Raw genomic sequence first — 23,686 nt, 5'->3', positions numbered from 1 at the left:
TAGCTGCGCGTTCCCGCCACCCTTCACCCCCAGCACATCGGGGGGTGGGCGGGGTGGCAGACGAAGACGACAGCATCTCTGCGGGCCGGATCGAGCTTGAGGTTGTCGCGGACCTGGGCGCCGGCTGGGGCGGCAAGCTCCAGAAGCGGATCGACGCCGAGGTCAAGGGCGTCAAAGCCCAGATCGTGGCGGAGATCGACGCCGCGAGGGTAGAGATCCAGGCCAAGGCGGCGGCTGAGGCGGCCGAGCGGGTCGCGAAGATCCGCATGCAGGTCGAGGTGGATAACGCCGGCCTGCGGACCGCGCTGTCTGGGTTGTCGGGCACGCAGACTGTCACCGTCCGGGCGGACGTGGACGACTCGGAGGCGCGGACCCGGATCGAGGACCTGGGCCGCGACACCAAGACCACGATCCGTCCCGAGGTGGACGACGGCGACGCGCAGGCGCGGATCGCCGCGTTGGAGCAGAAGCTTGCCGAACTGGCTAGCAAGGGCCGCCGGGACATCCCGGTCAAGGTTGGCGTCGAGGGCGTGGGGGCGCTGGGCCAGGCGCTGACGATGCTGGCCCAGGTGCCGTTCATGGTGAGCGGCCTAGCGGTGCTCGCCTCCACCGCCGTGTCTGCCGGCTCTGGGCTGTTCGCGCTCGCGGCCGGCGCCGCGCAGGCGGTGGGCGCGCTCGGCGCGCTGCCCGGCCTGGCGGGCGCGGCGGTGCAGGGGCTGGGCACGATGCTGCTCGGCTTGTCCGGAGTGTCGGAGGCGGTCAACGCGCTCAGCTCGGCGCAGGCCAGCGGTGGTCAGTCGGCGTCCGCGTACGCCGCGGCGCAGGAGGCGGCGGCCGAGCGGATCCAGCAGGCGCAGCGGGCCATCCGCGACGCCAACCACGCCCGCATGCTCGCCGCCGAGCGGACCGCGGATGCGAAGGAGGCGGCGACGGCGGCCGCGGACGCCATCGTCGAGGCCGAGCAGCGGGTGGCGGACGCGGTGTCCGCTGTGGGGGATGCGCGGGCTCGCGTGGGCGAGGTTGCCGCACAGGCGGCTGAGCGGCAGGAGGACGCCGCTTACCGCGTGGAGCAGGCGGAACGCCGGTATGCGGAGTCGCAGCGCGCCAGCCAGCGCGCTACTGAGGCGTTGAACGACGCCAGGCGGGCCGCGAAGGAGAGGCTTGAGGATCTTGAGCTTGCGGTGCGGGGCGGCGCGCTGGATGAGGAGGGGGCGGCGCTCGCCGTCGAGCGGGCCAAGCAGCGGCTGGACAAGGTCGTCGCTGATCCCTTCGCGAAGGACCTGGACAAGAAGGAAGCGGATCTTGCCTATCGGCAGGCGCTTCAGAGGCTGAACGAGGTCCGCGAACGCAACGGCGATCTCCGCGACGAGCAGGAGGAGGCGAACGCCAAGGGCGTCGAAGGGTCGGACGAGGTCACCGCGGCGAAGGAGCGCATCGCGTCGGCGGCGCAGGCCGAAAAGGACGCCGAGCACGCCCTGGCCGAGGCGCGCGAGGACGCGGCGAAGGCGGCCGTCGAGGGCGCACGCGCCATCGAGCAGGCCCAGCGCGGGGTCACTGAGGCGATGAAGCGCGCCAGTGACGCGGGGAAGGACGTCGAGCAGGCGAAGAAGGCCGAGGAGCGGGCCCGCCGTGACGTCCGGGAGGCCTTGTGGGCGGAGATGCTCGCCAACGAGCGTCTCGCCGACTCCAAGAAGGAACTGGCTAAGGCTCAGAAGGCGGCTGCGGAGGCGGCCAAGCAGCAGGGCGCTGGAGTGTCCGCCGTGGCCAAGGCCATGGACAACCTGTCGCCGGCCGGTCAGCGGTTCGCGCGGTTCGTCGCCGGCACCCTCCAGCCGCGGATGAAGGAGTTGCGGTTCGCCGTCCAGGAGGCGCTGCTGCCGCCGCTCCAGGAGGCGATCCAGTACGGGCTGCCGATGCTCGACACCCTGGAGAAGGGACTCGCCGGCACCGGCCGGGAGATCGGCACGGTGGCCAAGGAGTGGGGCCGGTGGGTCGGGTCGAAGGGATTCCGCACCGACCTGGCCGCGATCCTGAACTCCAACACGAAGATCGTCGGCAACTTCGGGCGGGCCGGCAAGTCGGCCGTCAAGGGCGTGATGGACATCCTCGTGGTGGCCGCGCCATACGCCGAGAAGCTTGGCGACTGGATCGAGCGCGGCGCTGACAAGTTCGCCGAGTGGACCAGCGAGGCCCGTAAGGACGGGTCGATGGCCGCGTTCTTCGAGAACGGGTTCAAGCGGGCCAAGCAGCTTTGGGACATCGTCAAGGACGTCGGCGCCGGTATCTACGAGCTGGGGAAGATCGCCGCGCCGTCTGGGGGGACGCTGCTGGACGACCTGTCGGCGGCGGCGAAGGATTTCCGCGAGTGGGCGTCCGATCCGGCCACGCAGGAGAAGGCCAAGAAGTTCTTCGAGGACAGCGTGGTCCTGCTCCAGTCGCTCGGCCGGCTGTTGAAGGTGGTCACGGACCTGCTGTTCACGATCACTGACACGGTGGGCGGGGGGACGCTGGCGGGGTTCGTGGACACGCTGAGCGCGATCGTGGGCTGGCTGGACAAGATGGCCGGGCACCCCGTCGCGGGCGAGATCATCAAGTGGACCTTGTACCTGTCCGGGGTAGCGCTCGCCATCGGGCTGATCATCGGCAAGGTCACCAGCCTGATCAAGGTGTTCGGCAAGGTCCCCGGCTTGACGAAGCTGGTCAAGGCGCTGGGGGACCAGGTCGGCAAGCTGGCGAAGGGTCTGGGCAAGGTCACCGGCTTGTCTAAGCTGCTGGGCAAGCTGCCATCCTTCGGCGGTGGTGACTCCAAGGACGACAAGGGGTCCACGAAGGTCGGCACCATGCGGGTGACGGCCGGGACGGTCATCGTCAACGGCAAGACCACCGGCGGCAGCGGATCCAGCAAGACGGGCGGCACAGGCGGCACGGGCGGCACGGGCGGCACAGGCGGCAGCTCGAAGACGAGCACGCGGGACGCCGACAAGCTCGCCAAGGCGTACGACGGCGTGGGCCGGTCAGCGGACCAGGCCGGGCGCAAGACGCGGGATCTCGGCGCCGACATCGACACGACGGGGCGCAAGGCGGATGGCGGGACGAAGAAGTCCAGCATGCTGTCCCGGTCGCTGGACGGGGTCAAGACGGCGGCCGGCAAGACGGGCGTCGCGCTGGGCGGGCTGGCTGGAAAGCTCGGCTTGGACAAGGTCGGCGACATCGGCGCGAAGCTACGCAACTCCTTGTCCAAGGTGGACGTGACAGGGGCGCTCAAGAAGGTCAACCCCGCCAGCTTGATCGGTAAGCCCGCCGGGCAGATCAACACAAGCTCGTGGTTTTCCAAGCTGAGCCCGAAGAATCTGATCAGCAACGCGTCCGGGCAGAAGATCAACACGCAGTCATGGTTCTCCAAGGTGCCCCCGAAGGGCCTGATCGGGGATGTCGGCGGCAGCCAGAAAATCAATCCCGGCGGCTGGTTCACCAAGGTTGACCCGGGCGGTGTGTTCGACGGCAAGAAGAAGATCGACCCCAGTCCGTGGTTCACGAAAATCGCGCCCTCGACCCTCTTCAACACCAACTCCCGCAGCATCGGCGGGGGCGGCAACCCTCTCACCACGACACAGACGCCCACCGCGGACAGGAAGTCGTCCAAGCTCGGGACTGCGGCGAAGGTCGGCGGCGGCACAGCAGCCGTAGGTCTCACCGTGGCGGCCATGTTCGGCGGCGACTGGATCAACGAGGTGTTGAAGAAGACCGAGGAGCATCTCGGCAAGACCGGCGCGGGCGCGGCCAAGGGGGCGATCAACGGTGGGCTGGTCGGGGAGATCGCCGGGCCGATCGGCGCGCTGATCGGCGCTGTGTACGGGGCCGTGAACGGCGCTGTGGAGGGCGGCGGCGGCAACAAGGCGCTGGCCGCGGTCGGGTCGCTCGTGAGCGCCCCCACGGCGCTGACGCTCGGGTTTCTCGGCTCGCCCGAGGAAGCGGCCAAGAAGATGATGCCGACGATCATGACGATCAAGAAGTCGTGGGCCGACATGTGGACGGCTTTGACCGGCGAGTCGAACCAGTACTCGACCGACCTTGACCGCAAGATCGGCGTCTTCACCTCCGGGGCGACCGCCAAGTTCGCCACCCTGAAGACGACCGCGCCGCAACATGTGAAGGACACGTGGGCGGCGATCCAGGCCGACATCGACGCTGGGCGGCAGCCGAGCCAGGCCAAGATCGACGAGTTCGTGAAGGCCGGAGGGGCGAAGTTCCTGGATTTGAAGCGGGACGCGCCGCTGGCGATGCAGGGCATGCTCGCCGACATCCAGAACCACGCAGCCGCGAGCCTGCCGATCACCAGCGCGAAGTTCGCGGACTTCGCCCGGCAGGGGAATCTCAAGTTCGCGGAGCTGAAGGCCGGGGCCCCCAAGTCGCTGCAAGACGCCTGGAAGTCGATCCAGTCGGACGCGGCCGCAGGGCTGCCACCGTCCCAGGCCAAGATCGACAAGTTCATCAGCGATGGCGGGCTCGCGTTCGTCAGGCTGAAGAAAGAAGCCCCCGCCACGGCGAAGGCCGCGTGGCAGCAGGTCACCGCGGCGACCACCACCGGGCTTGATCCGGCCAAGAAGAAGGTGTCGGAGACCACGGGCGCCATGGAGAAGGCCTTCTCCACAGCCAAGGCCGGCATCGAGAAAATCTGGGGCGCCCTGCCGGACGGGCTGAAGGCACCGATCCGGTGGGTGATCAACTCCGGGTACGGGGCGATCAAGCGGATGTGGGACGGCATCGCTGGCGCGGTCGGGCTACCGAAGCTACCGGACGTGTCGATCAACTTTGCTGACGGCGGCATCGTCGGCACTGCAACCAGCTACGGCGTCCAGCCGGGATATTCGCCCGGCCGGGACCGGCTGCTCGCCATGGTGGGCGAGGGCGAGAGCTGGCTACGGCCTGAACTGACCCGGGCGCTCGGCGCCCCGTTCATCAACGGCGGCAACGCGGCCGCCCGGACCGGCGGCGTGACCGGTGCTGCCCGCTTCCTGGCCGGTACCGGGTTGGCGTTCGCGTCCGGCGGCACCGTGGGCGGCAGCTCGGGGCCGAAGCCGAAGACGAAGGCCAAGGAGCTGTCTCCGCTGGAGAAGATCCTGCAAGGGGTGTCGTCGGCCGTCCGGAACGTGTTCTCTAAGGGGCTCGGCGCTGGCGCCAGGGCGACGCTGAACCCAATCAAGAACGCGATCGTGGGCGCGGTCGGGAATCGTACGGCGTTGCAGCGGCTGGTCGGCGCGATTCCGCACAAGGTGATTGACGCGGTCATCGCTCGCTTCGATGGCAAGGACAAGGAGATCAACCGCGATTCTGGCGGGGTGCTGCCGCGAGGCCGGAGCATGGTCAACAACTCGACCGGCCGCGACGAGTGGGTGCTGACGCCGGAGGCGTTGGAGGCGTTGGGCGGGCCGAAGGCGGTCCAGGCGCTCAACGAGAGGGGCGCGGCCGCGCTGTACCGCGGGTCGCGGGCGGCCTCGAGGGCGATGCCCGCGCCGCAGCGGACCGGGGACGGGACGACGGCGACGGTGATCGTGCACGCGCAGCCCGGACAGAACGAGGTCACGATCGGCGAGGCCGCAGCTCGGCGGCTGGGGGCGCTGGTCGGCTCGCCGTGACCTCGCGGGCGGCCGCCCGGGTGGGCGGCCGCCCTGCGGCGGGTTGATCGGGGCCTGCCGTTAGCGAGGTCCGTGCGTACCATTCCGGGTCGTTCGGGGGCGATCGATCTCCACAGATCGTGCGTCTCATCGTCCCAGGGGCGGGGGCAAATGTGGCGAACAGGATCGCGGCAACCTATGAGGGCGCCGAGTTCGGCGGGCCGCACACCATCAACTTCTCCGCCCCTGGGACGAACGCCCGGCTGATCCTTGTTGTCAGTTGCTGGAATGCGCTCGACAAGACCCCCGCCGGCTGGAGCGAGGACTACCACGCCCCCGGGTACAACCACGTCTACGTCCTCTCCAAGATCGCCGTAGGCGATGAGACGTCCGTCGTCCTGGAGATGTCGGACTCCCGGCTGCACGCAGTCCTGCATGAGCGCGACGACTGCCCGACCAGGCTCTTTTCTACGGCGGGCACGAGCTCCGGCGCATCGGTATCCACGCTGGCGGTGACGGTTCCTGCCAACGCGACCGGGCGGCAGTTCGGTGTAGTGAACGCGCCCAACGGGTCGGCGTCGTCATCCACCTGGAATCAGGGTCTGGCTCGGCATTTCAGCGTGGACGATAGCTTGTCCAACTCGGCGTTCGCGCACGGCGCGATGCCCGCGCCGGGGTCACGCACGTTCACCGTCAGCAACCTGGGCGTGACCCCGGGGAGCTCCAACATTGCGGTGCTGGCGGTCGTCGGGTACGGCAGTACGGATGCGGCCGCACCGTCAGCGCCGACCAGCTTGCGCGCGACGTCAATCACGGGGACGGCTATCTCGGTCGAATGGGACGCCGCGACCGACGATGTGGCCGTGACGGGGTACGGCATCTACGTCAACGGCGGCAAGCAGGGCCAGGACCAGGTCGGACTGTCCTACGCCGTCACCGGGTTGACGGCCGGCCAGACGTACGTGATCGGGGTGGATGCGCGAGACGCTGCCGGGAACCGGTCGCCCCGGGCACAGATCAACGTGGTGGCCGAGGTGGACGTCACACCGCCCACGGTGCCGCCGAACCTGCGCGTCGTCGAGGCTTCGCACACGTCGATCACTGTGGCATGGGACGCGTCCTCGGACAGCGTGGGCGTCGCCGGGTACGGCGTGTTCGTCGGCGGGGTGCGGCAGGGCCCCGACCAGGCCGAACGGCTCTACACGATCACACGGTTGGCGCGCGGCACGGCCTACAGCATCGGGGTGGACGCAGCCGACGCGATGAACAACCGGTCGGCCAAAGCCACGATTACAGGGACGACGCTGGCCGGCGGAGACCCGTCCGCGCCGCCAGGGTTGACGGCCACCGCTGGGCGGGACCAGATCACTCTGGCGTGGGGCGCGGCCGAGGCCGGGGCGCTGCCGATCGCCCGCTATGAGGTGCTGCTTGACGGGGCGTTGGCCGCCTCGACGACGCAGCTCGGCTATGTGATCGAGGACCTGGACGCCGGGAGCGTGCACCAGGTTGCGGTGCGCGCGGTTGATGCCGGGTTGGCGCGCGGGCCTGCGGTGACGGTGACGGTGACGGTGCCGGTGGGGGACTGGGTGCCGGTCGCGAGCCCGGTGTACCGTCTGGGCGGCTGGGTGGGCAACGCCCGCGACGTGCACGGGGTGACGTGGACGGTCGAGGATGAGCAGGGCTGGTCATCGTCGGCGCAGCCCATCACTCTCGGCTCCGACGCAGACCACGCCGATGGCGGGTTTGACGGGCCAGGCCGGTATGGGCCGCGCATCGTCACTCTGTCGGGGACGGCGGTCGCCGACGACCAGCCGGCGATGCTCGCGGCGCAGGAGCGGCTGACGGGTGTGCTGCCGGCGTCGAACGTCGGCGTCCTGCGGGTGGCTGAGGCGCACCTGACGAGGCAGGCCCGGGTGCGGCTGGAGTCTGAGGTCGAGGTCACCGATCGGGGGTCGCTCGCGTTCGACTGGACGCTCACGGTTAAGGCGTCGAACCCGCGCCGATTCGCGCGGCGGGGCGTGTACGCCGAGGTGGTGTTCGAGCCGGCGCACACCAGTGGCTCTACGACGATCACGATGGCGGGCGACTATCCGACGATTCCGGCGCGGTTCCTGCTGTACGGGCCGGTGGTCGATCCAGTGATCAGGGTTGAGGAACTTGGGCTGGAGATCCGGACCCGGCCGGGCACGGTGCTCCCGGATGCCCGGTACGCGCTGGACATTGACCTGGCGACGCGCGAGGTGTGGGCGATCGTCCCTGCTGATGTGTGGCCGGAGCCGCGGCCCGGCCGGACCATGCTGTCCCGCTTCCCCATCGCGTTCTCGCTGGCGCCGGGCCCGAACACGATCCGGCTTTCGGGCGGGCTCGTGGCCGGCCAGGAGGCGATGTCGCCGCGTCTGATCATCCAGGCGACCGATGCGTGGATTTGACCCGGACGCTAACCCTCGCTCGTCGCCATAGTGCCTAGCTGTAACCGGTCCAGCGTAGGCGGGGGGCGCAGTGGCGAACCGGGTCATAACCCAATACAGCGGCACCAACGTTGTCTCTGGCGGTCATCGGATCACGATCGGCACTCCTGCCAAGGTGGGGGCGCGGCTGATCATCACGATCAGCAGTTACAACAGCGTCACCGGCGTGTCCTCCAGCGGGGTTGCCTGGACGCAGGATGTGACCCTGTCCGCCTTCAACTTTGTCTACATCTACTCCAAGATCTCGGACGGGACTGAGACGTCCCTCGATATCACCGGCAATACGGACTCGCGCGTCCACGCGGTGCTGTACGAGCGGGAGGACTGCCAGACGCGCCTGTTCGCCACCAGCGGGCAGGGAACGAACGTCGCCAGCATCTCCGCTTCCGCGACCGTGCCAGCGAGCGCGACCGGCCGTGTGTTCACGGCTCTCAATTCGCCTACCGGCAGTTCACTCTCCGGTGTCACCTATAACCAGGGGCTCGCCTCTAGTTTCACCGCGCTCGGCACAACGAGCAGTTCGGCGTTCGCGACTGGCGCGGTGCCTGCGGCAGGGGCGCGTACGTGGACGGCGTCGAATGTGCCGACCAATACCAGCGCCACGCCGTTCGCGGTGGTGGGGTACGGCACAACCGACGCCCAGGCCCCGACCGTACCGGGCAACCTGCGCACGACAGCTATCACGGGAACCAGCGTGGCCGTGGCGTGGGACGCGTCCACCGACAACGTGGGGGTGGTGGGGTACGGGCTCTACAAGGACGGTGTCAAGCAAGGCTCTGACCAGACGGCCCTCACCGCGTCGCTGACGGGCCTCACCCCGGGCCAGACCTACCTCGTCGAGGTGGACGCGGTGGACGCGGTGGGGAACCGGTCGGCGAAGGCGTCGCTGTCGGTGTCCGCGGACGGGACACCGCCCACGGTTCCGGGCAACCTGCGGCTGACCGCAGCGGGGCTGACTCAGGTGTCTGTGGCGTGGGACGCCTCGACCGACAACGTGGCAGTGGCGGGTTACGGCCTCTACTTGGATGGCAGCAAGCAAGGCGCGGACGCGGCCGCGCTGGGCAGGACGCTGTCGGGGCTGCTGCCCGGCCACACCTACCTCGTCGAGGCGGACGCAGTGGACGCGGCCGGTAACCGGTCGGCGAAGGCGTCACTGCCGGTCCAGACGCAGACGGATGTGGAGCCGCCGGCGGCGCCTGCGAACCTACGCGTCACCTCGGGCGGCCCGTACACGTTCACGGTCGCGTGGGATCCCTCGAGCGACAACGTGGGCGTGGCCGGGTACGGCGTCTACGTCGGCGGGCAGAAACAGGGCGGCGACCAGACCGGGACCACGTACACCTTCGCCAGCCTTACCCCGGCGGGCACCTACCAGGTCGCGGTGGACGCCGCCGACTCCAGCGGCAACCGCTCCAGCTTGACGCAGCTCACGCACGTCACGCCCGCGGATATGCCGCCGGGCACGCCGCCGAACCTGCGCGTCACAGCCCTGTCGTACGTGAGCTGGACGGTGGAGTGGGACACCGCGGCTGATGATGTGCAGGTGGCTGGCTACGACGTCGCCGTGAACGGGCAGACGGCGTCGCTCGGCACGACCGTGCGGGCGCTGTCGCGGTCGGGGCTCCCGGACGACACCCCGTACACGGTGCGGGTATGGGCGGTCGATCACATCGGTCAGCGCTCCACCACCCCGGCCGAACTGGTGGTGCGGACGCTGAACGACTTCAACCCGACCACGCCGGCGGTGACCGCGACGGCGGGGGAGGACTCCCTCACGGTGTCGTGGACGTCGTCGAGCGACGACTTCCAGGTGGTCGGCTACGAGGTGATCCTCGACCAGCAGACTGTGCACACCACGCCGGGCGTGGACTACACGGTGGACGGGTTGCTGACCCGCCGCCACACCATCACGGGGCTGACGCCGGGGGCGACGTACGACGTGCGGGTGGCGGCGGTGGACTCGATTGGGCAGCGCTCCGCCGACAACACGCAGCAGGTGATGACGGTGGGTCTGCCGTACGTGCCCGTGGCCACGCCGGTGTACCGGCTGGGCGCGTGGGCGGGCAACGTGCTCGACGCGCAGCTCGTTACATGGACGGTGGAGAAGGCGGAGGGGTGGGCGTCGTCGGCGCCGGTGTCGCCGGTCTCCGCTGGCCGGGGCGGTGTGGACGGCGGCTGGGATGGCGCTGGCAGGCATGGGCCGCGCCGGATCGTGCTGGCGGGCACCGCTGTGGCGGACAGCAACCTGGCGATGCTGGCGGCCAAGCAGAGGCTCCTGCGCGCGATCCACCCGAGTAACAAGGCGTGGTTGCGGGTGGCGGACGCCCGCATGACCAGGCAGGTGCGCGTCAGGTTGGACGGGCAGATCCGCATCACCGACGATGGGCCACTGGCGTTCGAGTGGGAGTTGCCGCTCAAGGTCGCCGACCCTCGCCGGTACGCACTCGTGCCGGTGAGCGCCACGGCGCTGATCGCGTCGTTGCCGGGGAAGGCGTCGGCCACGATCGAACTGTCCGGCACGTACGCGACCGTTCCGGCGCGCATGCGTCTGTACGGGCCGCTCAGGTCGTGGACGATCACGCACGAGGAAACGGGCACGGTGATGCGCGGCATGCCTGGTGACGCGTCGAAGCTGCCCGCTGATCCGCGCTACTCGTACACGATCGACTTGGCGGCTCGCCAGGTGCTGGGGCATGTGCCGCCGGAGGTGTGGCCGGAGCCGCGGCCGGGCCGCAGCGCGCTGGCTCACTTGCCGGCGTGGTTCCACCTGATCCCCGGCATCAACACGATCACCCTGGCGGGCGAGCCCGTCACGGGCGAGGCCGGAACGCCGCGGCTGGTGATCGAGGCGTACGACGCCTGGAGCTGACGAGCGCGGACGGTAGCCCCCCTGGCCGGGCATGGTGCAGCCCTCATCACGGCATCGGCCACGGGGGGTTGCTATGTCGCTGGTCAGGATGGCTACGCCGTACAACACGCAGTCGCCGAGTTTGAGCCACACGTACTCCTTCGGCAGCGTCGGCTACGGCAACAGGATCGTGCTGTTCGTCAACAGCTACTCGGCCGTGACGAGCGTCTCGGGCGGCTACGAGGAGCACGAGTGGACCAGGCACACGTTCGGCATCCGCATGCTCAGCAAGATCTCCTTTGGAGGTGACTCGTCCGTCACGGTCAACGTCAGCGACTCGACGGACCGCATCAGCATCTGGATGTACGAATTGTCCGACGCTGACCATTTCTACGGCTCCAGCACCGGGCTCAACTCCGGCTCCGCGTCCTACAGCGCGTCGGACCTGCCGGACGGGTGCGTGTCGCTGATCGGCTGCGCCGTCTACGTGCAGGGCAGCGACAACTCCTCAGCCTCGTGGCCGTCCGGCTACACACACAAGGGGTACGTGTTCCGCGACTGGAACGACGGGGCGGTCAAACGCGTCTACTCGACGTCGGCCGCGGATGAGTTCGTGTCCGGGTCGGTGTCGTGGTCGCAGCAACTCATCACCGGTCTGCCGTCCGGCACGCCGAACTATGCGTGGGCTGCTGGTACGTGGGGGCCCACGCCGGACGAAGAGCCGCCCACCATGCCGGGCAATCTGCGGCTGACAGCGATGACACCGACGTCGCTCTCTGTCACCTGGGATGCGTCCAGCGACTCCGGGACGGGCGTGTCGGGGTACGGAATCTACCGCAACGGTGCCAAGGACGGCAGCGACCAGTCGTCCATGACGAAGACGTTCTCTGGGCTGACACCGGGGGTGCCGGTCACCGTCGAGGTGGACGCCGTCGATGGGAAGGGCAACCGGTCGGAGAAGGCCAGCATCACGCTGACGCCGATCAACGACACCACCCCGCCCGAGACGCCCGTGGTGCGAGTGACGGCGCTCGCGGCCGGCAGCATCACGGTCGGTTGGGAACAGCCGTACGACCAGACGACGATCACCGGCTACGGCATCTTCTTGAACGGGCAGAAGCAAGGCTCGGACCAGACGACGCGCGCCAGGACGTTCACCGGGCTCACGGCGGGCGGTCTCTACACGATCGGCGTGGACGCCAAGGATCTGCTCGGCAACCGGTCGGCGATCGGGACGAAGACCGTTCGCGCTCAGGCGGACACGACCGCGCCGAGCCTGCCCGGGTCGGTGCGGCTGGTCGCGGTCACGCAGACCGCAGTCACCATCACGTGGGATCCGTCGAGCGACGACAACGTGGGCCTCGACGGGTACGGCCTGTATCTGGGGGCGATCCGCATCGCGCAGGTGGGGCCGGCCAGCCAGGTGTTCACCTTCACCCAGCTCACGCCGGGCATCACGTACAGCCTGGGCGTGGACGCGGTGGACGAGCTCGGCAACCGGACCGTGAAGGTGCCGTTGACGGCGACCACGCTGGAGGACTCCAGCGGCAGCACCCCGCCGTATGAGTATGTGCTGTACGACTGGGCCTCTCACCGGCCGCTCGACAGCCTCCCGTTGCAGAACGTGTCCTTCGAGCTGGCGCTCAGCGGTGCCGGTAGCTTGAGCGCCGAGATCCCGCTGTATGACGAGGACTACACGGTCGGCCGGGTCGAGGCGGCCACGCGCAGCGAGCGCACGATGCTGCTGATCTACCGCGGGGAGCGGTTCGTCGGCGGCGGCCGCGTGGTGGACCCGACCGACTACGACTCTGAGACGGGCATTCTGCGGATCAGCGTCGAGGACGTGACCGGCATCTACGAGCGCCGCTTTATCCCCTTCACCGGGCCCAGGACGGGCACGCTGGCCCACTCAGAGATCGACTGGATTCTGAATCTGACCGGCGGGGAGGCGGACAAGCGGTGGCTCGTCACGTCCGGCGTGGTCGGTACCACGCCGGTGGACCGCGAGTACAGGGAAGAGGACTTCTCCCGGGCGGGCGACCAGATCGGAGACATCGCCGCGGCGCCGGGCGGGTTCGAGTGGTGGGCGAAGCCGGCGTGGGATCCGGAGAACGACCGGCCCAGGTTCGAGCTGTCCAGGGTCAACCGCGACGATCCGCCGTCGTCGATCCTGACGCTGGAGTACCCGGGCAACGTGGCAAAGTTCCGGCGCAGCACCAGGCCGGGCCTGGCCACCGTCGTCTACGGCAAGCTCGCCCTCAGCGAGGGCGGGGTGCTGCTGGAGAAGGTGGTGCGGGACGACCTGCACGCGGCCGGCTGGCCGAAGCTGGAACAGGCCTACACGTTCGAGGGGCTCACCAGCCCGCAGGCGCTGAAGGACGAGACGCAGCGGGCCGCGGACGCGTCGAAGGGCGCGCGGATGGTGTTCGAGTTCACGCTCGTGCCGGGGACGAATGTCCGCTGGTGGGATTGGGAGCTCGGCGCGAACGTGCCGGTAATCATTCAGCACGACCATCTGTATCCGGAGAGGCCGGACGGGTCGCCGGGCCTGGACCGCGAAATGAAGATCATCAGCATCCGGGTGGACCCGAACACCGATGAGGGCGAGCGGGTGACGGTGACGACAGCGGAGCTCACCACCACCGTGGACGAGTCGCTGCCGATCGGGGGCCTGTCGTGACGCAGATCAAGGCCAGCGATCAACGGCTGCACGACCTGGTGGCGCTGGTGAAGGACCTCCAGGCGCGGGTGAAGCGGCTGGAGCTTCAGATTGGGATGCGCGGGGTCACGTTCTCGACGCAGGCGACATCGGTGTCGGGCACCAGTTTCGAGGTGGCTGCCTGGAGCGTGTTCCCGCGTTCGGGCAGTTCGTTGGCGGTGGACGTGACCGTTGGTGGTGTGCTGGAGGTGCAGCTCGCGGTGGACGGCGTGGCGATCGGCACAAAGACGTCCACGGCCGCCGGCACGATCACCGTGTCCGGGTTCCTGGCTGCCTCGTGGAAGTTCGGCGACCGGAAGCGGGTCGAGGTGCGGGCCCGCCGGACGTCGGGTTCGGGCGCGGTGTCGGTGACGGTGCTGGGTGCGTGGCATCGCTGACGTGGGCGTGTGCTGCTGGGCTGGGACGGTAACGGTGCCGGTTCGGCAGCATGCCCGCTCGACAGGCAGAGGTCGATCGGCGCGCGGGGGCAGTGATGACGGATCAGGAACCGACCACGGGGGAGTTGTCGCGGCTGATTCAGCGGGTAGAGGGTCGGATTGGTGATCTGAGCTTGGAGATTCGCGAGCTTGCGGCGGAGTGGCGGTCCCAGATCGCGGCCGGCGCGCTGCTCAGTCAGCGGGTGGGGCAGCTCGAGACGTCCCAGGGCGACCAGGAGGCGCGGCTGCGGCTGGTGGAGCAGGACCTGGCCGGCCGGAAGGAGTCCGCGGAGAAGTCGCGGCGGACGAACATGTGGATTGCTACGGCGATCACCGTTGCGGGTCTCGTGGTTACGCTGGTGTTCAACCTGATCGGGAAGTGAAGCGGAAGCGGACGCTAGCTCGGCCGGGGCGGCATCCTCCCGGGGTCGATGGACGACAACCCCCGATGGAGGGCAGAGCGATGTCCGATTTCTTCAAGTCTCATCTGCGTACGTACGTGCCGGTCTGGGTCGCCGCAGTGGCGGCGATGCTCGGCGCGAAGGGTCTCGACCTGGACGTGGACGCCACGACCACGGTCGTCACCGGTCTGGCGATCAGCGGCTATTACACGCTGGCGCGTCTGCTGGAGAAGGTGCCGTCTCTGGCGTGGCTCGGCAAGTTCCTGCTGAGTGTCGGTTTCGTGGCGGGCCCGGCGTACGGCGCGGCCGCGGGCTCGGAGTCTGGCGGTTCGGGCGAGGCGTCGGCGGCGGAGCGTGAGCCGTACACGGGTTACGAGGAGTTCCTGCGGGAGGACCGTAGGGCCTAAACTCTGCGGCGAAGGTGAGCTCCCTGAGCTTCCTTCCGGTGGTACGCCGTCTCCCGGTTTGGGTGGCATTCGTGTAGAGGCCGCTCCTCGCGCATGCCGTGAAGCCCTTGCTGGGGGGCGGCGTACTTTTTTCTGGGCCGCCCCGCCGGCGGCTGGCTACAGGTGGGCTGAGACTGGGTTGGGAGTGGCAGCGCCGGCGGGGTCGCCGGGCTGTCCTGCGGCGTAGGCCTTGTACCAGTCGTCCAGTTCGAGGGCGACCTTGCCCGGGTGGGGGTCGCACATGCCCGGGACGGGGGAGACGCAGGTTTCGGCGAGGGCGCGCCACACGCCGGTCTCGCCGCTTTGCTCGGCCAGGTGGGTGAGGTCGCAGTGCTCGAACTGGTCGAGCACTTGCGCGAGGGGTAGCCGCAGCTTCTGGGCGATGATCTCCCAATCGGTGCCGTTCATGCGCTCGACCGTGACGGCGCGGTGGAGCATCTCGATCGCCATCCGCTGTGTCTGGCGTGCGTGCTCGATGAAGTCCCCCGGGGCGGCGTTGGCGTCGTCGCGGGTGGTGACCTTGCTGGCGGCGTGGTCGGCGATTTCCTTGGCGACGTTGCTGTAGCCGACGCGTGCGGTTTGACGCCCGTCGAGTTCGGGGGCGACGCGTATTGCGACTTCGTCGTTTGGCACCGGGCGGGACCTCCGAGGGTGGGGAAGCTGCGGGGGCTCCTGAGTGACGGCTCAAGGGTAGACCGTCCGCCCCAACTTTAGGGCGCGCTGGGGGACTTTCCCAGGGGTCTGCGATCAAACCTGAGACTTGTGGGGTGCCGTCTTCCGGACTAGGCTGACTAAAGAGCCAGTATAGTTTTTTGATGTGCGGCCGGATCGGGACGGTAACCCGGGCGAGGCGGTTTCATGCGCCTCACCCGCTGACCTTCCGGTCTGGTCGGCACTTCAGCCGTGGTCGGAGCAGGGGAGCGGCCCCAGTTCCGACCGCACAACCGGAAGGAAACACGTGAGCAACCTCGCTTTCGAGGCTCCCGTCCGCGTCGCGCTCAAGTCGCGTGTCGTGATCCAGGGCCCGTCCGGTTCTGGCCTGACGTGGACCTCGCTGCGGATGGCTCAGGGCATGGGCGGGACGGTTGGTGTCGTGGACACCAACCGTGGCTCCGCCGCCCTGTACGCCGAGCACTTCGACTTCGTCCACCTGCCCATGAACTCGGGTAAGCCGAACCTGCTGATCGAGGCGCTTGCCGTCGCCGCCGAGCAGCGAATCCACACGCTGGTCGTGGATTCCGGCACCGCGTTCTGGTCCGGCCGGGGCGGTCTGATGTCCCAGGTGGACCACCTGACCCTGAACAAGTACAACGGCAACAACAACAAGGCGTGGGGCGAGACCCGAGAGCTTGAGCAGAACCTGTTCGACGCGCTGCTGTCCTTCCCCGGCCACCTCATCGTGACGCTGCGCACGCGGGCGGATTATCAGCTCCAGGATCTCGGCGAGGGCCGGATGGGCGTGGTCAAGTACGGGACGAAGCCGGAGCAGCGCGACAACTTCGACGCGGACTTCCACTTCACGCTGTCGCTGGACATGGCGCACGCGGGCACCGTGACGAAGTCGCGAGTGCTGGACATCCCGGTCGGCGCTGCGATCGAGGAGCCGGGGGAGGACCTCGGCAAGCTGGTCGCCTCCTGGCTCGGCAGCGGGGCGGAGATGCCGGACGCGCTCGACATCCGCGACCAGGCGCTTGACCCCGCGATGACGGATGACGACCTGCGCGAACTGCACAGGCTGGCGGGCAAGTCCAATCTTCTGCGCGCGGCCGTGCTGAACGAGCACGACGAGGTGGAAGCGCTCGGCGCGCTGATCGTCCGGGAGGGAGAGCAGGCGAAGAAGGAGAACCGCAGGCGCACCCGCCCGGCCGCTGCCCCGGAGCAGCCCGCCAGGGAGGCGCAGGACTCGCCGCCCGCGCCCGAGTACGTGCCTGACGACAAGGCGTTCGTGGCGCAGTGGGCACACGCCATCGCGGGCATCGGCGGCGGCGAGAATGCCGAGCAGGACCTGAACACCGTGGAGGCCAACCTCCGCCAGGAGAAGGCGGACGGCGCGGTCAGCCAGCACGACTACGTCCACGTCTACCGGATGCTGGAGCAGCGCCGCACAAGCCTGGGCCTGCCGTACGGGCAGCCGCACGACGCCACGGCAGGTGCGCAATGACGAGCGTCGAGCAGACTACGGCGGGCCTTGCGCCCGCCGTGGTGGACCGTGAGGCTGCCTCCAGCCTGTACCTGGCGGGACGGCTGCTGGAGCTCATCAGCAAGGCGCTGATCGCGCTCGGCGATGACGGGCTGACCGCCATCGAGGAGAGCGGCAAGCCGGTGATGCCGGTGGAAGACCGCCAGAGCGGTTGGATCGGCGGCACCCGTCTCGGCTACACCCAGATGAACGACGGCAAGACGACCCCCGAGCTCGCCCCCGACGATCCGCGCCTGGTGGCGTGGGCGCTCGCTTCGGACCACTACCGGCACAACGTGCTGACCGTGCAGGTCCTGGCGCCCGCCGTGGTGGCCGAGATCAAGAAGCATGCGCTGAAGATGGGCGCGCCCGTGGACCGGCACGGCGAGGTCGTGCCCGGCCTGGTCCTCAAGAAGGGCGACCCCACCCCGTTCAAGCACCTGGACAAGCAGCTCGTCGCCGAAGTGCTGGCGCCGGAGCGCATCCGCACGCTGGCGCACGCGCTGCTGACCGGCCTGGCCACCTTGCCCGGCCTGTCCGTCTCGACCGACGCGGAGAGGAACCCGCAATGAGCTGGATGTACCGCGCGGCCTGCCGTGACGTCGATCCGGAGATCTTCTTCCCCATCGCGTCCCCGGACACCGAAGCCGGGGAGGCGGCCGAGACCCAGGCCAAGCAGGTGTGCGGGAGCTGCTCGGTGCGGGCCAGGTGCTTGGACGAGGCGATCGAGTCCCGCGAGCCCCACGGCGTGTGGGGCGGCGAGAGCGAGAGCGCACGGCGCGGGCTCCTGAGCGGCGCGCACGGGAGGACGTCATGAGCCGGGGCGAGGACGTCACCTTCGTGCGTTGCATGAAGTCCGGGAAGATCCGGTACGGCACCCGCCGCTCTGCCCGCAGGGTCGCGCGGCAGGCGCACCGGGGGGAGAAGAAGCACACCTACGTGTGCGACTCCTGCCAGGGCTTCCACATCGGCGGGGCGATCGACGAGTCCGGAGCTCGCAGACCGTGGCTGCGCTGCCAGACGGACACCAGCCCCGTGTTCGACGAGCAGCGCGGCGCGCAGGCGTACGCGGACCGCGTCGGTGGTGTGGTCGCGCCGTGCGCGGGCCACTGGCACGTGACCCCTACCCCCGCCGTGGCGTGACGCAGATCACACTGCCCGTGCTGGGTCGTAGGCAGACGTAAACGTCTGCCCCTTGGTGGGGTGCGTGCGCTCCCTGATGGCGCGGTCCTCGACGAGGCCACCGCCCGATCAACGCTGTCTGCAAGCGGGCGTGCCCGCGAGGACCGCGCCGTCAGGAAGCGTCCCCACCCCACCAGGAGGACCCACGTGACCCCTGTGCGCTGCCCCACCCCATCAACTTCAGCGGCTCCGGCGATCCTGCCGACCGCTTTCTAGCCACAACGGCGGCCCCACACGGGGCCGCCGTCGCAGCCAGGCAGAGCGCGCCAACGCTCTGACGCCTGGGTGCCCCCCTCAGCAACTTTCCACAGCAACATAAGGAGGCCACCGTGAGCGTAGCTGACGCTGCCCGTGGTTGCCCTGTGCTCTATATGCGTTCCGACCTGCACGTTGAGGGGCCGAACGCGTGAGCTACCTGTCCAGTGACTGGGCCATGTACTACGCCCCGGTCAAGAGCGCCACCGAGAAACTCGTCCTCGTCGCCCTCGCGCACCGGACCGACGACGACGGCTGTGACGCCTACAAGTCCAAGGGCACGCTCGCCCAGGCGGCGATGTGCGATCCGAAGACCGTCCAGCGCGTGCTCCGCGACCTGGAGGAGCGCGGCCTCATCAAGCTCGGCGACCAGTCCGTGGCCGCCTACATCGACATCCGGTACCGGCCCGTCGTCTACGACATCCAGATCCCGCACTCCTGGTACAGCGCCGCCCAGATGGAGCAGGTCAACAGCGAGCGCGCCCGCAAAGGCCGCCCGCCGCTCCAGCCCGACGACCGCCCCGACCTGTCGCCGGCCCCGAAACGTCCATCGCGCAGCGACAAGGGCACGAAGGTGCCGCAGCGGCGGCCGCGCTCGCTCGGGCCGCGCGACCAGCAGGAAGAGGCATCCGAGGTTAGAGGGGATTCTCAGTCCCCCCTGCCGGAGACGCCCAGGGGGGATTCTGAATCCCAGCCAGGGGGGATTGTGAATCCCGCCAGAGGGGATTCAGAATCCCCCAACTCCCCTAGAGAACTCCCTTCAGATAACTCCTCTTTTCAGGAGATGCCTCCTTCGTCGGCATCTCCTGCGGGCGAGGCGCAGCAGGAGGATCTTCTCGGCGACGACACGCCACCTCCCGCCGCCACGGCGAAGAAGAAACCAAGCACCCGCAAGGCGAAGGAGCGCACCCCCGAGGAGCAGCTCCGGTTCGACCAGGCGACGCAGGTTGCCCAGTGGTGGTGGGACGACTGCGATAAGGCGAAGCTGCCGAAGATCGGCCGTTCGGCCAACGGCACCGGCTTCCCCGGCCTGGTGAAGATGCTCGAAACCGCCCTCGCTGACGACTACACGCAGCGGGAGATCGCCGACGCGCTGCGGATCAAGCGCAAGCGCTTCCCACACCTCAGCGTGTTCGAGGACGCGCTGATGGAAGTGCGCGGCATCGCCCCTGTGCGGACCATCAACCGCAACCAGACCCCGGGCAACCACCTCGCCCCCTACAACCCCGACGACTCGACGAACGAGCAGAACAGGAAGGCATGGGGATGACCGTCACCGCCATCGCAGCAGGCGACCCCGCCGACCGTGACGATCAGGACCTGCTCGCCCAGGCCCGCGACCGCCGCACCGACCCCGCCGACGTCCCCCACGCCGACCTTGGCACGCCCGCGTGGCTGGCCGCCCTGTCGCCGGAGGCTCGCGCCAAGGCCCTCGCCGCGCTGGAGCGCGGCAGCAACGTCGTTCCGCTGGCGACCGCATCGGGCGACGCCTGCACCTGCCCGAAGACCGGCAGGCCCGGCCAGCGCCCGGCGTGCCCGGCCTGCCAGCAGGCCCGCGAGGAGACCGCCGCGTCGGTGTCCGCCCAGCAGCGGGAGTTCCGCCAGGCCGCGTGGCGGCGCTGCCTCGAAGGCACCTACGCCGACTACGCCGACGCCGCCCTGTCCGGGCTCCTCCCCGAGCAGGACCCGGACGGCCGCGTCTCCCGCTGGCTCGACACCGACTCCCGCACCCTCGTGCTCGTCGGCGACAACAGCCTCGGCAAGACCCACACCGGGTTCGCCGTGTGCAACGAGGCCGTACGCCGCGACATGTGGACCATCGCCTGGAACGTGGCCGACCTCAACGACCAGCTCCGCCCCGGCGGGTCGATCCGCGCCTACGAATTCGCCGAGCGCTGCGACCTTCTCTTCCTCGACGACCTCGGCGCGGAAAAGATCAGTGAGTGGACGCTTGAGCAGCTCTACCGGCTCATCGACGCCCGCGTCCGCAACCGCCGCCGCACCGGACTCAGCACGAACCTGCCCTACGACAAGCGCGGCTTCGCTGACACTCCGAAGGAGCAGCAGCCCGTCACCCCGAACATGATCGACCGGTACGGCGCCCGCATCGTCCACCGCATCATGCACGAGGCCACCGTCGTGCGCGTCCTCGGCGAATCCTTCCGGAAGCCCGCGCCGTGGTGACTGCCGACCCGATCACCCCCGCCTGGACAGGCCACATGTTCATGTGCCGCCGCAGCGGCCCGCAGAAAGGCTGTGAACGCGTGCCGGTTGGTCCCGCCCAAACGCCGCCCCCTCCCAGCGGCGCGAAAGTCACCCAGACGCCCAACCCCGGCCGCACTTGGCGCTGCCTCGTCCCCCGCTGCCCCCTCAAAGGCCGCCCGCAGAAAGCCGACACCGAACGCGGAGCCCTCGACGGCTTCAACGAGCACTACGACTACTTCCACTACACGCCGCCCACTGCGGCCGCCCCCGACCGGAGCGCCCCATGACCCCGCTCGACATCACGTTCTGGACAGGCTGGACCGTCACCGCGGCCGCCATCACCGTCGCCACCACGACCGGCGCCCACCCGTGGCTCGTCCCCGCGGCGCTGCTCGCCTGGCTCATCGCCCTCGCCGTGACGCGCATCTGCGAGCACCAACCATGACCGGCGACCCGACCCCGTCCTTGTGTCCGGCCTGCGCCGGGCGCCACCCGGACGACACCGACGACCCCCGCCTCGTCTGCCAGTGCGGCACCCACTGGCAGACCCCCGCCCAGGAGCACCCCGTGGCAACCACCACCACCGACCTCATCGACCGCGACGCCCAGATCATCGCGCTCTACCAAGGCGACATCCCCGTCAAGGACATCGCCGCCGAGTTCGGGCTCACTTCCGCGCGAATCTCCCAGATCGCTGCCGCCGCCCAGATACCCCTCAGATGCCCACAGAACCGCCCCAAGCACGTCAATGCGCCCAAGGTGATCACTGACCACGAGGCGGGGCTCACCGTGGCGGAGATCGCCACACAGCACCGCGTCAGCGAATCCACCATCCGCCGCTATCTCAAGCAAACCGGCTTGCGCGCCAACCCGCCCTCTCGTCGCCGGAAGGCCGCTCTACCAGTCGCGGCCTAGCGAGCCAATCGAAGCGAGACGTTAGTCGCGTCTACGCGACATCCTCCCGGCCAGCCAACACCGCCGGGAGGATTTTTCATGCCCGCACCACAGCAAGGCCGACCCCGACCTGGGGCGATGCAATGACGCCCGGAACGGCGCTGGTCCTCTACATCATCGGCATCAACATCGCGCTGATCCTGCTGCTCCGCTCTCGGATCCTCTCCCGCCGGCGGATCTCCGAGCTGCGCATCGCCCAGGCCGAAGCGGTGACGAGCGCGCTTACGGCCGAGCAGGACAAGCGGCGCCTTGCTGGTCGCCTCGCGCGCCTACGCCAGGTCCTCGCGCCGATCGCCGCCCGCGCCCGCACTGGCCAAGACCTCCACATCGCCCGCCGGGACCTGGCGATCGTTGCCGTGCTGGTCGAGCACGAGGGCCAGGAGGCGGATGCGCTGGTCGCACTGGAGGACTCATTCAACTCAGGCCCCGTGTAGACATCATTAAAGAACATTGCTAAAGTTTTGATCTGTCAGCGGGAGTGAGCGGCACTCCCAGTTGTGACCGGAAGGACAACCACCACCATGGGCATGACCACCCCGTACGAGGGCTTCCTGGCCCCCCAGCTCGCCCACCTCGGCTTCCCCGAAGGCGTCATCGAGCAGGGCGACCAGGACACCGGCCACTGGTACCTGCGCACCTACCGCCACCAGCAGGCGGAGGTCATCGTCAACGAGCAGACCGGCGACGTCACCGTCAACCGCCTCGCCGACGACGCCGACGACACCAACGGCTGGCCCATCGCCTTCACCAGCGGCACCTTCAAGGGCGCCGACATCTCGGCCGTCAGCATCGCCGCCTGGGTCGTACTCACCCAGCACCACCACGTCGATCGGCCCTTCGGCGACGTGATGAGCCGCGTTTCGCCAGCACTCGACAGTCTGGCCGCCGCCTTCCCGATGGCCGCCTGACCGCAGGCCCATGCAGCTCACGCTCGACGCGCCGGAGTTCGCCCCTCCGGCGCCCCTCCTCGTCAACCTGCACGCCTACGACGTCATCGTCATCAACAGCAGCGCGGGCAAAGACTCCATGGCGCTGCTCGCCTACGTCGCCAAGCTCATCAAGGATCAGGACTACACCGGCCGCGTCGTGGTGCAACACAACGACCTCGGCAAAACCCCCTCCGGGCAGCCAATCGAGTGGCCAGAAGTGGCAGAACTTGCCCGCGAGCACACCGACAAGTACGGGTTCGAGTTCGTCATCCGCAGGCGCGAACTAGGCGGACTGTGGCACCAACTCGTCAACGAACGCCATAACTGGCCATCCAGCTCAGCGCGATGGTGCACCTCAGATCAAAAAACTTCCCAGGGCATGAAGCTCGTGACGGAACTGGTCACCGAGCTGCGTGAGCAACTCGGCATCACCGACCGCCCGGTCGAGGTTCTGTACGCGCTCGGCATCAGAGGAGAGGAGTCCGACCGGCGCGCAGGCATGGAAATCCTGGCTGTGGACACCTCGCACTCCAGCAGTAACCGCACCATCCACCGCTGGCACCCCTTGCGGGATTGGACGTGGAACCAGGTCTGGGACCAGATCAAGGAGGCAGGGCTCCGCCCGCACGCCGCCTACTCCTGGGGGATGACCCGCCTGTCCTGCTCGTTCTGCGTCCTCGCCACCGTCGAGGACCTGGCCATCGCAGCGCAGCGCAGGCCCACACTCCTCGCCGAACTCATCCAGGCCGAGCAGCAGATCGGCCACAGCTTCAAGCAAGACCTGTCCCTGGCCGAGATGCGCGCCGCGCTCGACGCCGCCGAACTGGAAACCACCGCCCCGGACGACGCCGAGAAGGCCCGGCAGCAGGTCTACCAGCTCGCCTACACCCGCATCGAGACCATTCAGCGCCGCCGCCACGAAAAGAGCCTCACCAAGGAGAAGCCCGTCCCGATGTGGTCGCCCACGCGCATCGCCGCGAAAGCCACCGCCGAGACCACCCGCACCGTGGCCGCCGCGCGCCGTGCGCTGGACCTCGCCGCCTAACCCATCCCGGCCGCCCCGCCCACA

Annotated in this window: 20 protein-coding genes; 19 read left to right on the top strand and 1 reads right to left on the bottom strand. The window is 69.0% G+C overall.

Going from position 1 to position 23,686, the window contains the following annotated elements; translation table 11 throughout:
* The first annotated feature begins 53 nt into the window (after nt 1–53).
* From AB0F17_RS43380 to AB0F17_RS43350, 7 genes are all read left to right on the top strand, one after another.
* The gene (locus AB0F17_RS43380; RefSeq protein ID WP_358035726.1) at nt 54–5,636 is read left to right on the top strand and encodes a hypothetical protein; all 5,583 of its coding nucleotides are present in this window, start codon (nt 54–56) and stop codon (nt 5,634–5,636) included.
* A 152-nt stretch (nt 5,637–5,788) separates the two neighbouring features.
* Nucleotides 5,789–8,044 (top strand): fibronectin type III domain-containing protein, encoded by a 2,256-nt coding sequence (locus tag AB0F17_RS43375; protein WP_358035724.1) that lies wholly within the window; start codon nt 5,789–5,791, stop codon nt 8,042–8,044.
* A 70-nt stretch (nt 8,045–8,114) separates the two neighbouring features.
* A complete protein-coding gene (locus AB0F17_RS43370) occupies nt 8,115–10,952 on the top strand; it encodes a fibronectin type III domain-containing protein (protein ID WP_358035722.1) in 2,838 nt (945 codons plus the stop codon).
* A 73-nt stretch (nt 10,953–11,025) separates the two neighbouring features.
* Complete coding sequence (locus AB0F17_RS43365; protein WP_358035720.1) at nt 11,026–13,611, top strand: fibronectin type III domain-containing protein; 2,586 nt, start codon at nt 11,026–11,028, stop codon at nt 13,609–13,611.
* Nucleotides 13,608–14,027, top strand: a complete 420-nt coding sequence (locus AB0F17_RS43360; RefSeq protein ID WP_358035718.1) for a hypothetical protein — start codon at nt 13,608–13,610, stop codon at nt 14,025–14,027. Before AB0F17_RS43365 ends, AB0F17_RS43360 begins: the two co-directional genes overlap by 4 nt.
* A gap of 95 nt (nt 14,028–14,122) precedes the next feature.
* Nucleotides 14,123–14,449, top strand: a complete 327-nt coding sequence (locus tag AB0F17_RS43355) for a hypothetical protein (RefSeq protein ID WP_358035716.1) — start codon at nt 14,123–14,125, stop codon at nt 14,447–14,449.
* 80 nt (nt 14,450–14,529) lie between these two features.
* Entirely contained in the window at nt 14,530–14,874 is a 345-nt protein-coding gene (locus tag AB0F17_RS43350; RefSeq protein ID WP_358035714.1) for a hypothetical protein, read from the top strand.
* A gap of 156 nt (nt 14,875–15,030) precedes the next feature.
* Here the strand turns inward: AB0F17_RS43350 and AB0F17_RS43345 are convergent, their stop codons facing one another.
* Nucleotides 15,031–15,546 (bottom strand): hypothetical protein, encoded by a 516-nt coding sequence (locus AB0F17_RS43345; protein WP_358035712.1) that lies wholly within the window; start codon nt 15,544–15,546, stop codon nt 15,031–15,033.
* 325 nt (nt 15,547–15,871) lie between these two features.
* On the opposite strand from AB0F17_RS43345, the gene AB0F17_RS43340 reads away from it, so the two are divergent.
* The 12 genes from AB0F17_RS43340 to AB0F17_RS43285 all read left to right on the top strand — a co-directional run bounded on the left by AB0F17_RS43340 (nt 15,872) and on the right by AB0F17_RS43285 (nt 23,662).
* The gene (locus tag AB0F17_RS43340) at nt 15,872–17,074 is read left to right on the top strand and encodes an AAA family ATPase (protein ID WP_358035710.1); all 1,203 of its coding nucleotides are present in this window, start codon (nt 15,872–15,874) and stop codon (nt 17,072–17,074) included.
* Complete coding sequence (locus AB0F17_RS43335) at nt 17,071–17,664, top strand: hypothetical protein (protein ID WP_358035708.1); 594 nt, start codon at nt 17,071–17,073, stop codon at nt 17,662–17,664. Before AB0F17_RS43340 ends, AB0F17_RS43335 begins: the two co-directional genes overlap by 4 nt.
* Entirely contained in the window at nt 17,661–17,909 is a 249-nt protein-coding gene (locus tag AB0F17_RS43330; RefSeq protein WP_358035706.1) for a WhiB family transcriptional regulator, read from the top strand. Before AB0F17_RS43335 ends, AB0F17_RS43330 begins: the two co-directional genes overlap by 4 nt.
* Nucleotides 17,906–18,235: a hypothetical protein gene (locus tag AB0F17_RS43325; protein WP_358035704.1), complete on the top strand. Its 330-nt coding sequence runs from the start codon at nt 17,906–17,908 to the stop codon at nt 18,233–18,235. The genes AB0F17_RS43330 and AB0F17_RS43325 overlap by 4 nt, the downstream gene beginning before the upstream one ends.
* 445 nt (nt 18,236–18,680) lie before the next feature.
* Nucleotides 18,681–19,799, top strand: a complete 1,119-nt coding sequence (locus AB0F17_RS43320) for a helix-turn-helix domain-containing protein (RefSeq protein WP_358035702.1) — start codon at nt 18,681–18,683, stop codon at nt 19,797–19,799.
* Nucleotides 19,796–20,713 (top strand): ATP-binding protein, encoded by a 918-nt coding sequence (locus AB0F17_RS43315; protein ID WP_358035700.1) that lies wholly within the window; start codon nt 19,796–19,798, stop codon nt 20,711–20,713. Before AB0F17_RS43320 ends, AB0F17_RS43315 begins: the two co-directional genes overlap by 4 nt.
* An 80-nt stretch (nt 20,714–20,793) precedes the next feature.
* Nucleotides 20,794–21,021 (top strand): hypothetical protein, encoded by a 228-nt coding sequence (locus AB0F17_RS43310; protein ID WP_358035698.1) that lies wholly within the window; start codon nt 20,794–20,796, stop codon nt 21,019–21,021.
* Entirely contained in the window at nt 21,018–21,179 is a 162-nt protein-coding gene (locus AB0F17_RS43305) for a hypothetical protein (protein ID WP_358035696.1), read from the top strand. The genes AB0F17_RS43310 and AB0F17_RS43305 overlap by 4 nt, the downstream gene beginning before the upstream one ends.
* 122 nt (nt 21,180–21,301) lie before the next feature.
* Nucleotides 21,302–21,649, top strand: a complete 348-nt coding sequence (locus tag AB0F17_RS43300) for a helix-turn-helix domain-containing protein (protein ID WP_358035694.1) — start codon at nt 21,302–21,304, stop codon at nt 21,647–21,649.
* A gap of 122 nt (nt 21,650–21,771) precedes the next feature.
* Complete coding sequence (locus tag AB0F17_RS43295) at nt 21,772–22,122, top strand: hypothetical protein (RefSeq protein ID WP_358035692.1); 351 nt, start codon at nt 21,772–21,774, stop codon at nt 22,120–22,122.
* Nucleotides 22,123–22,209: 87 nt separating this feature from the next.
* Nucleotides 22,210–22,596 (top strand): hypothetical protein, encoded by a 387-nt coding sequence (locus AB0F17_RS43290; protein ID WP_358035690.1) that lies wholly within the window; start codon nt 22,210–22,212, stop codon nt 22,594–22,596.
* Nucleotides 22,597–22,606: 10 nt separating this feature from the next.
* Entirely contained in the window at nt 22,607–23,662 is a 1,056-nt protein-coding gene (locus AB0F17_RS43285; protein WP_358035688.1) for a phosphoadenosine phosphosulfate reductase family protein, read from the top strand.
* Nucleotides 23,663–23,686: the final 24 nt, after the last annotated feature.

The sequence above is a fragment of the Nonomuraea sp. NPDC026600 genome (genome assembly GCF_040638335.1).
Lineage (GTDB): Bacteria > Actinomycetota > Actinomycetes > Streptosporangiales > Streptosporangiaceae > Nonomuraea.
This window is presented reverse-complemented; position numbering and strand designations above follow the sequence as displayed.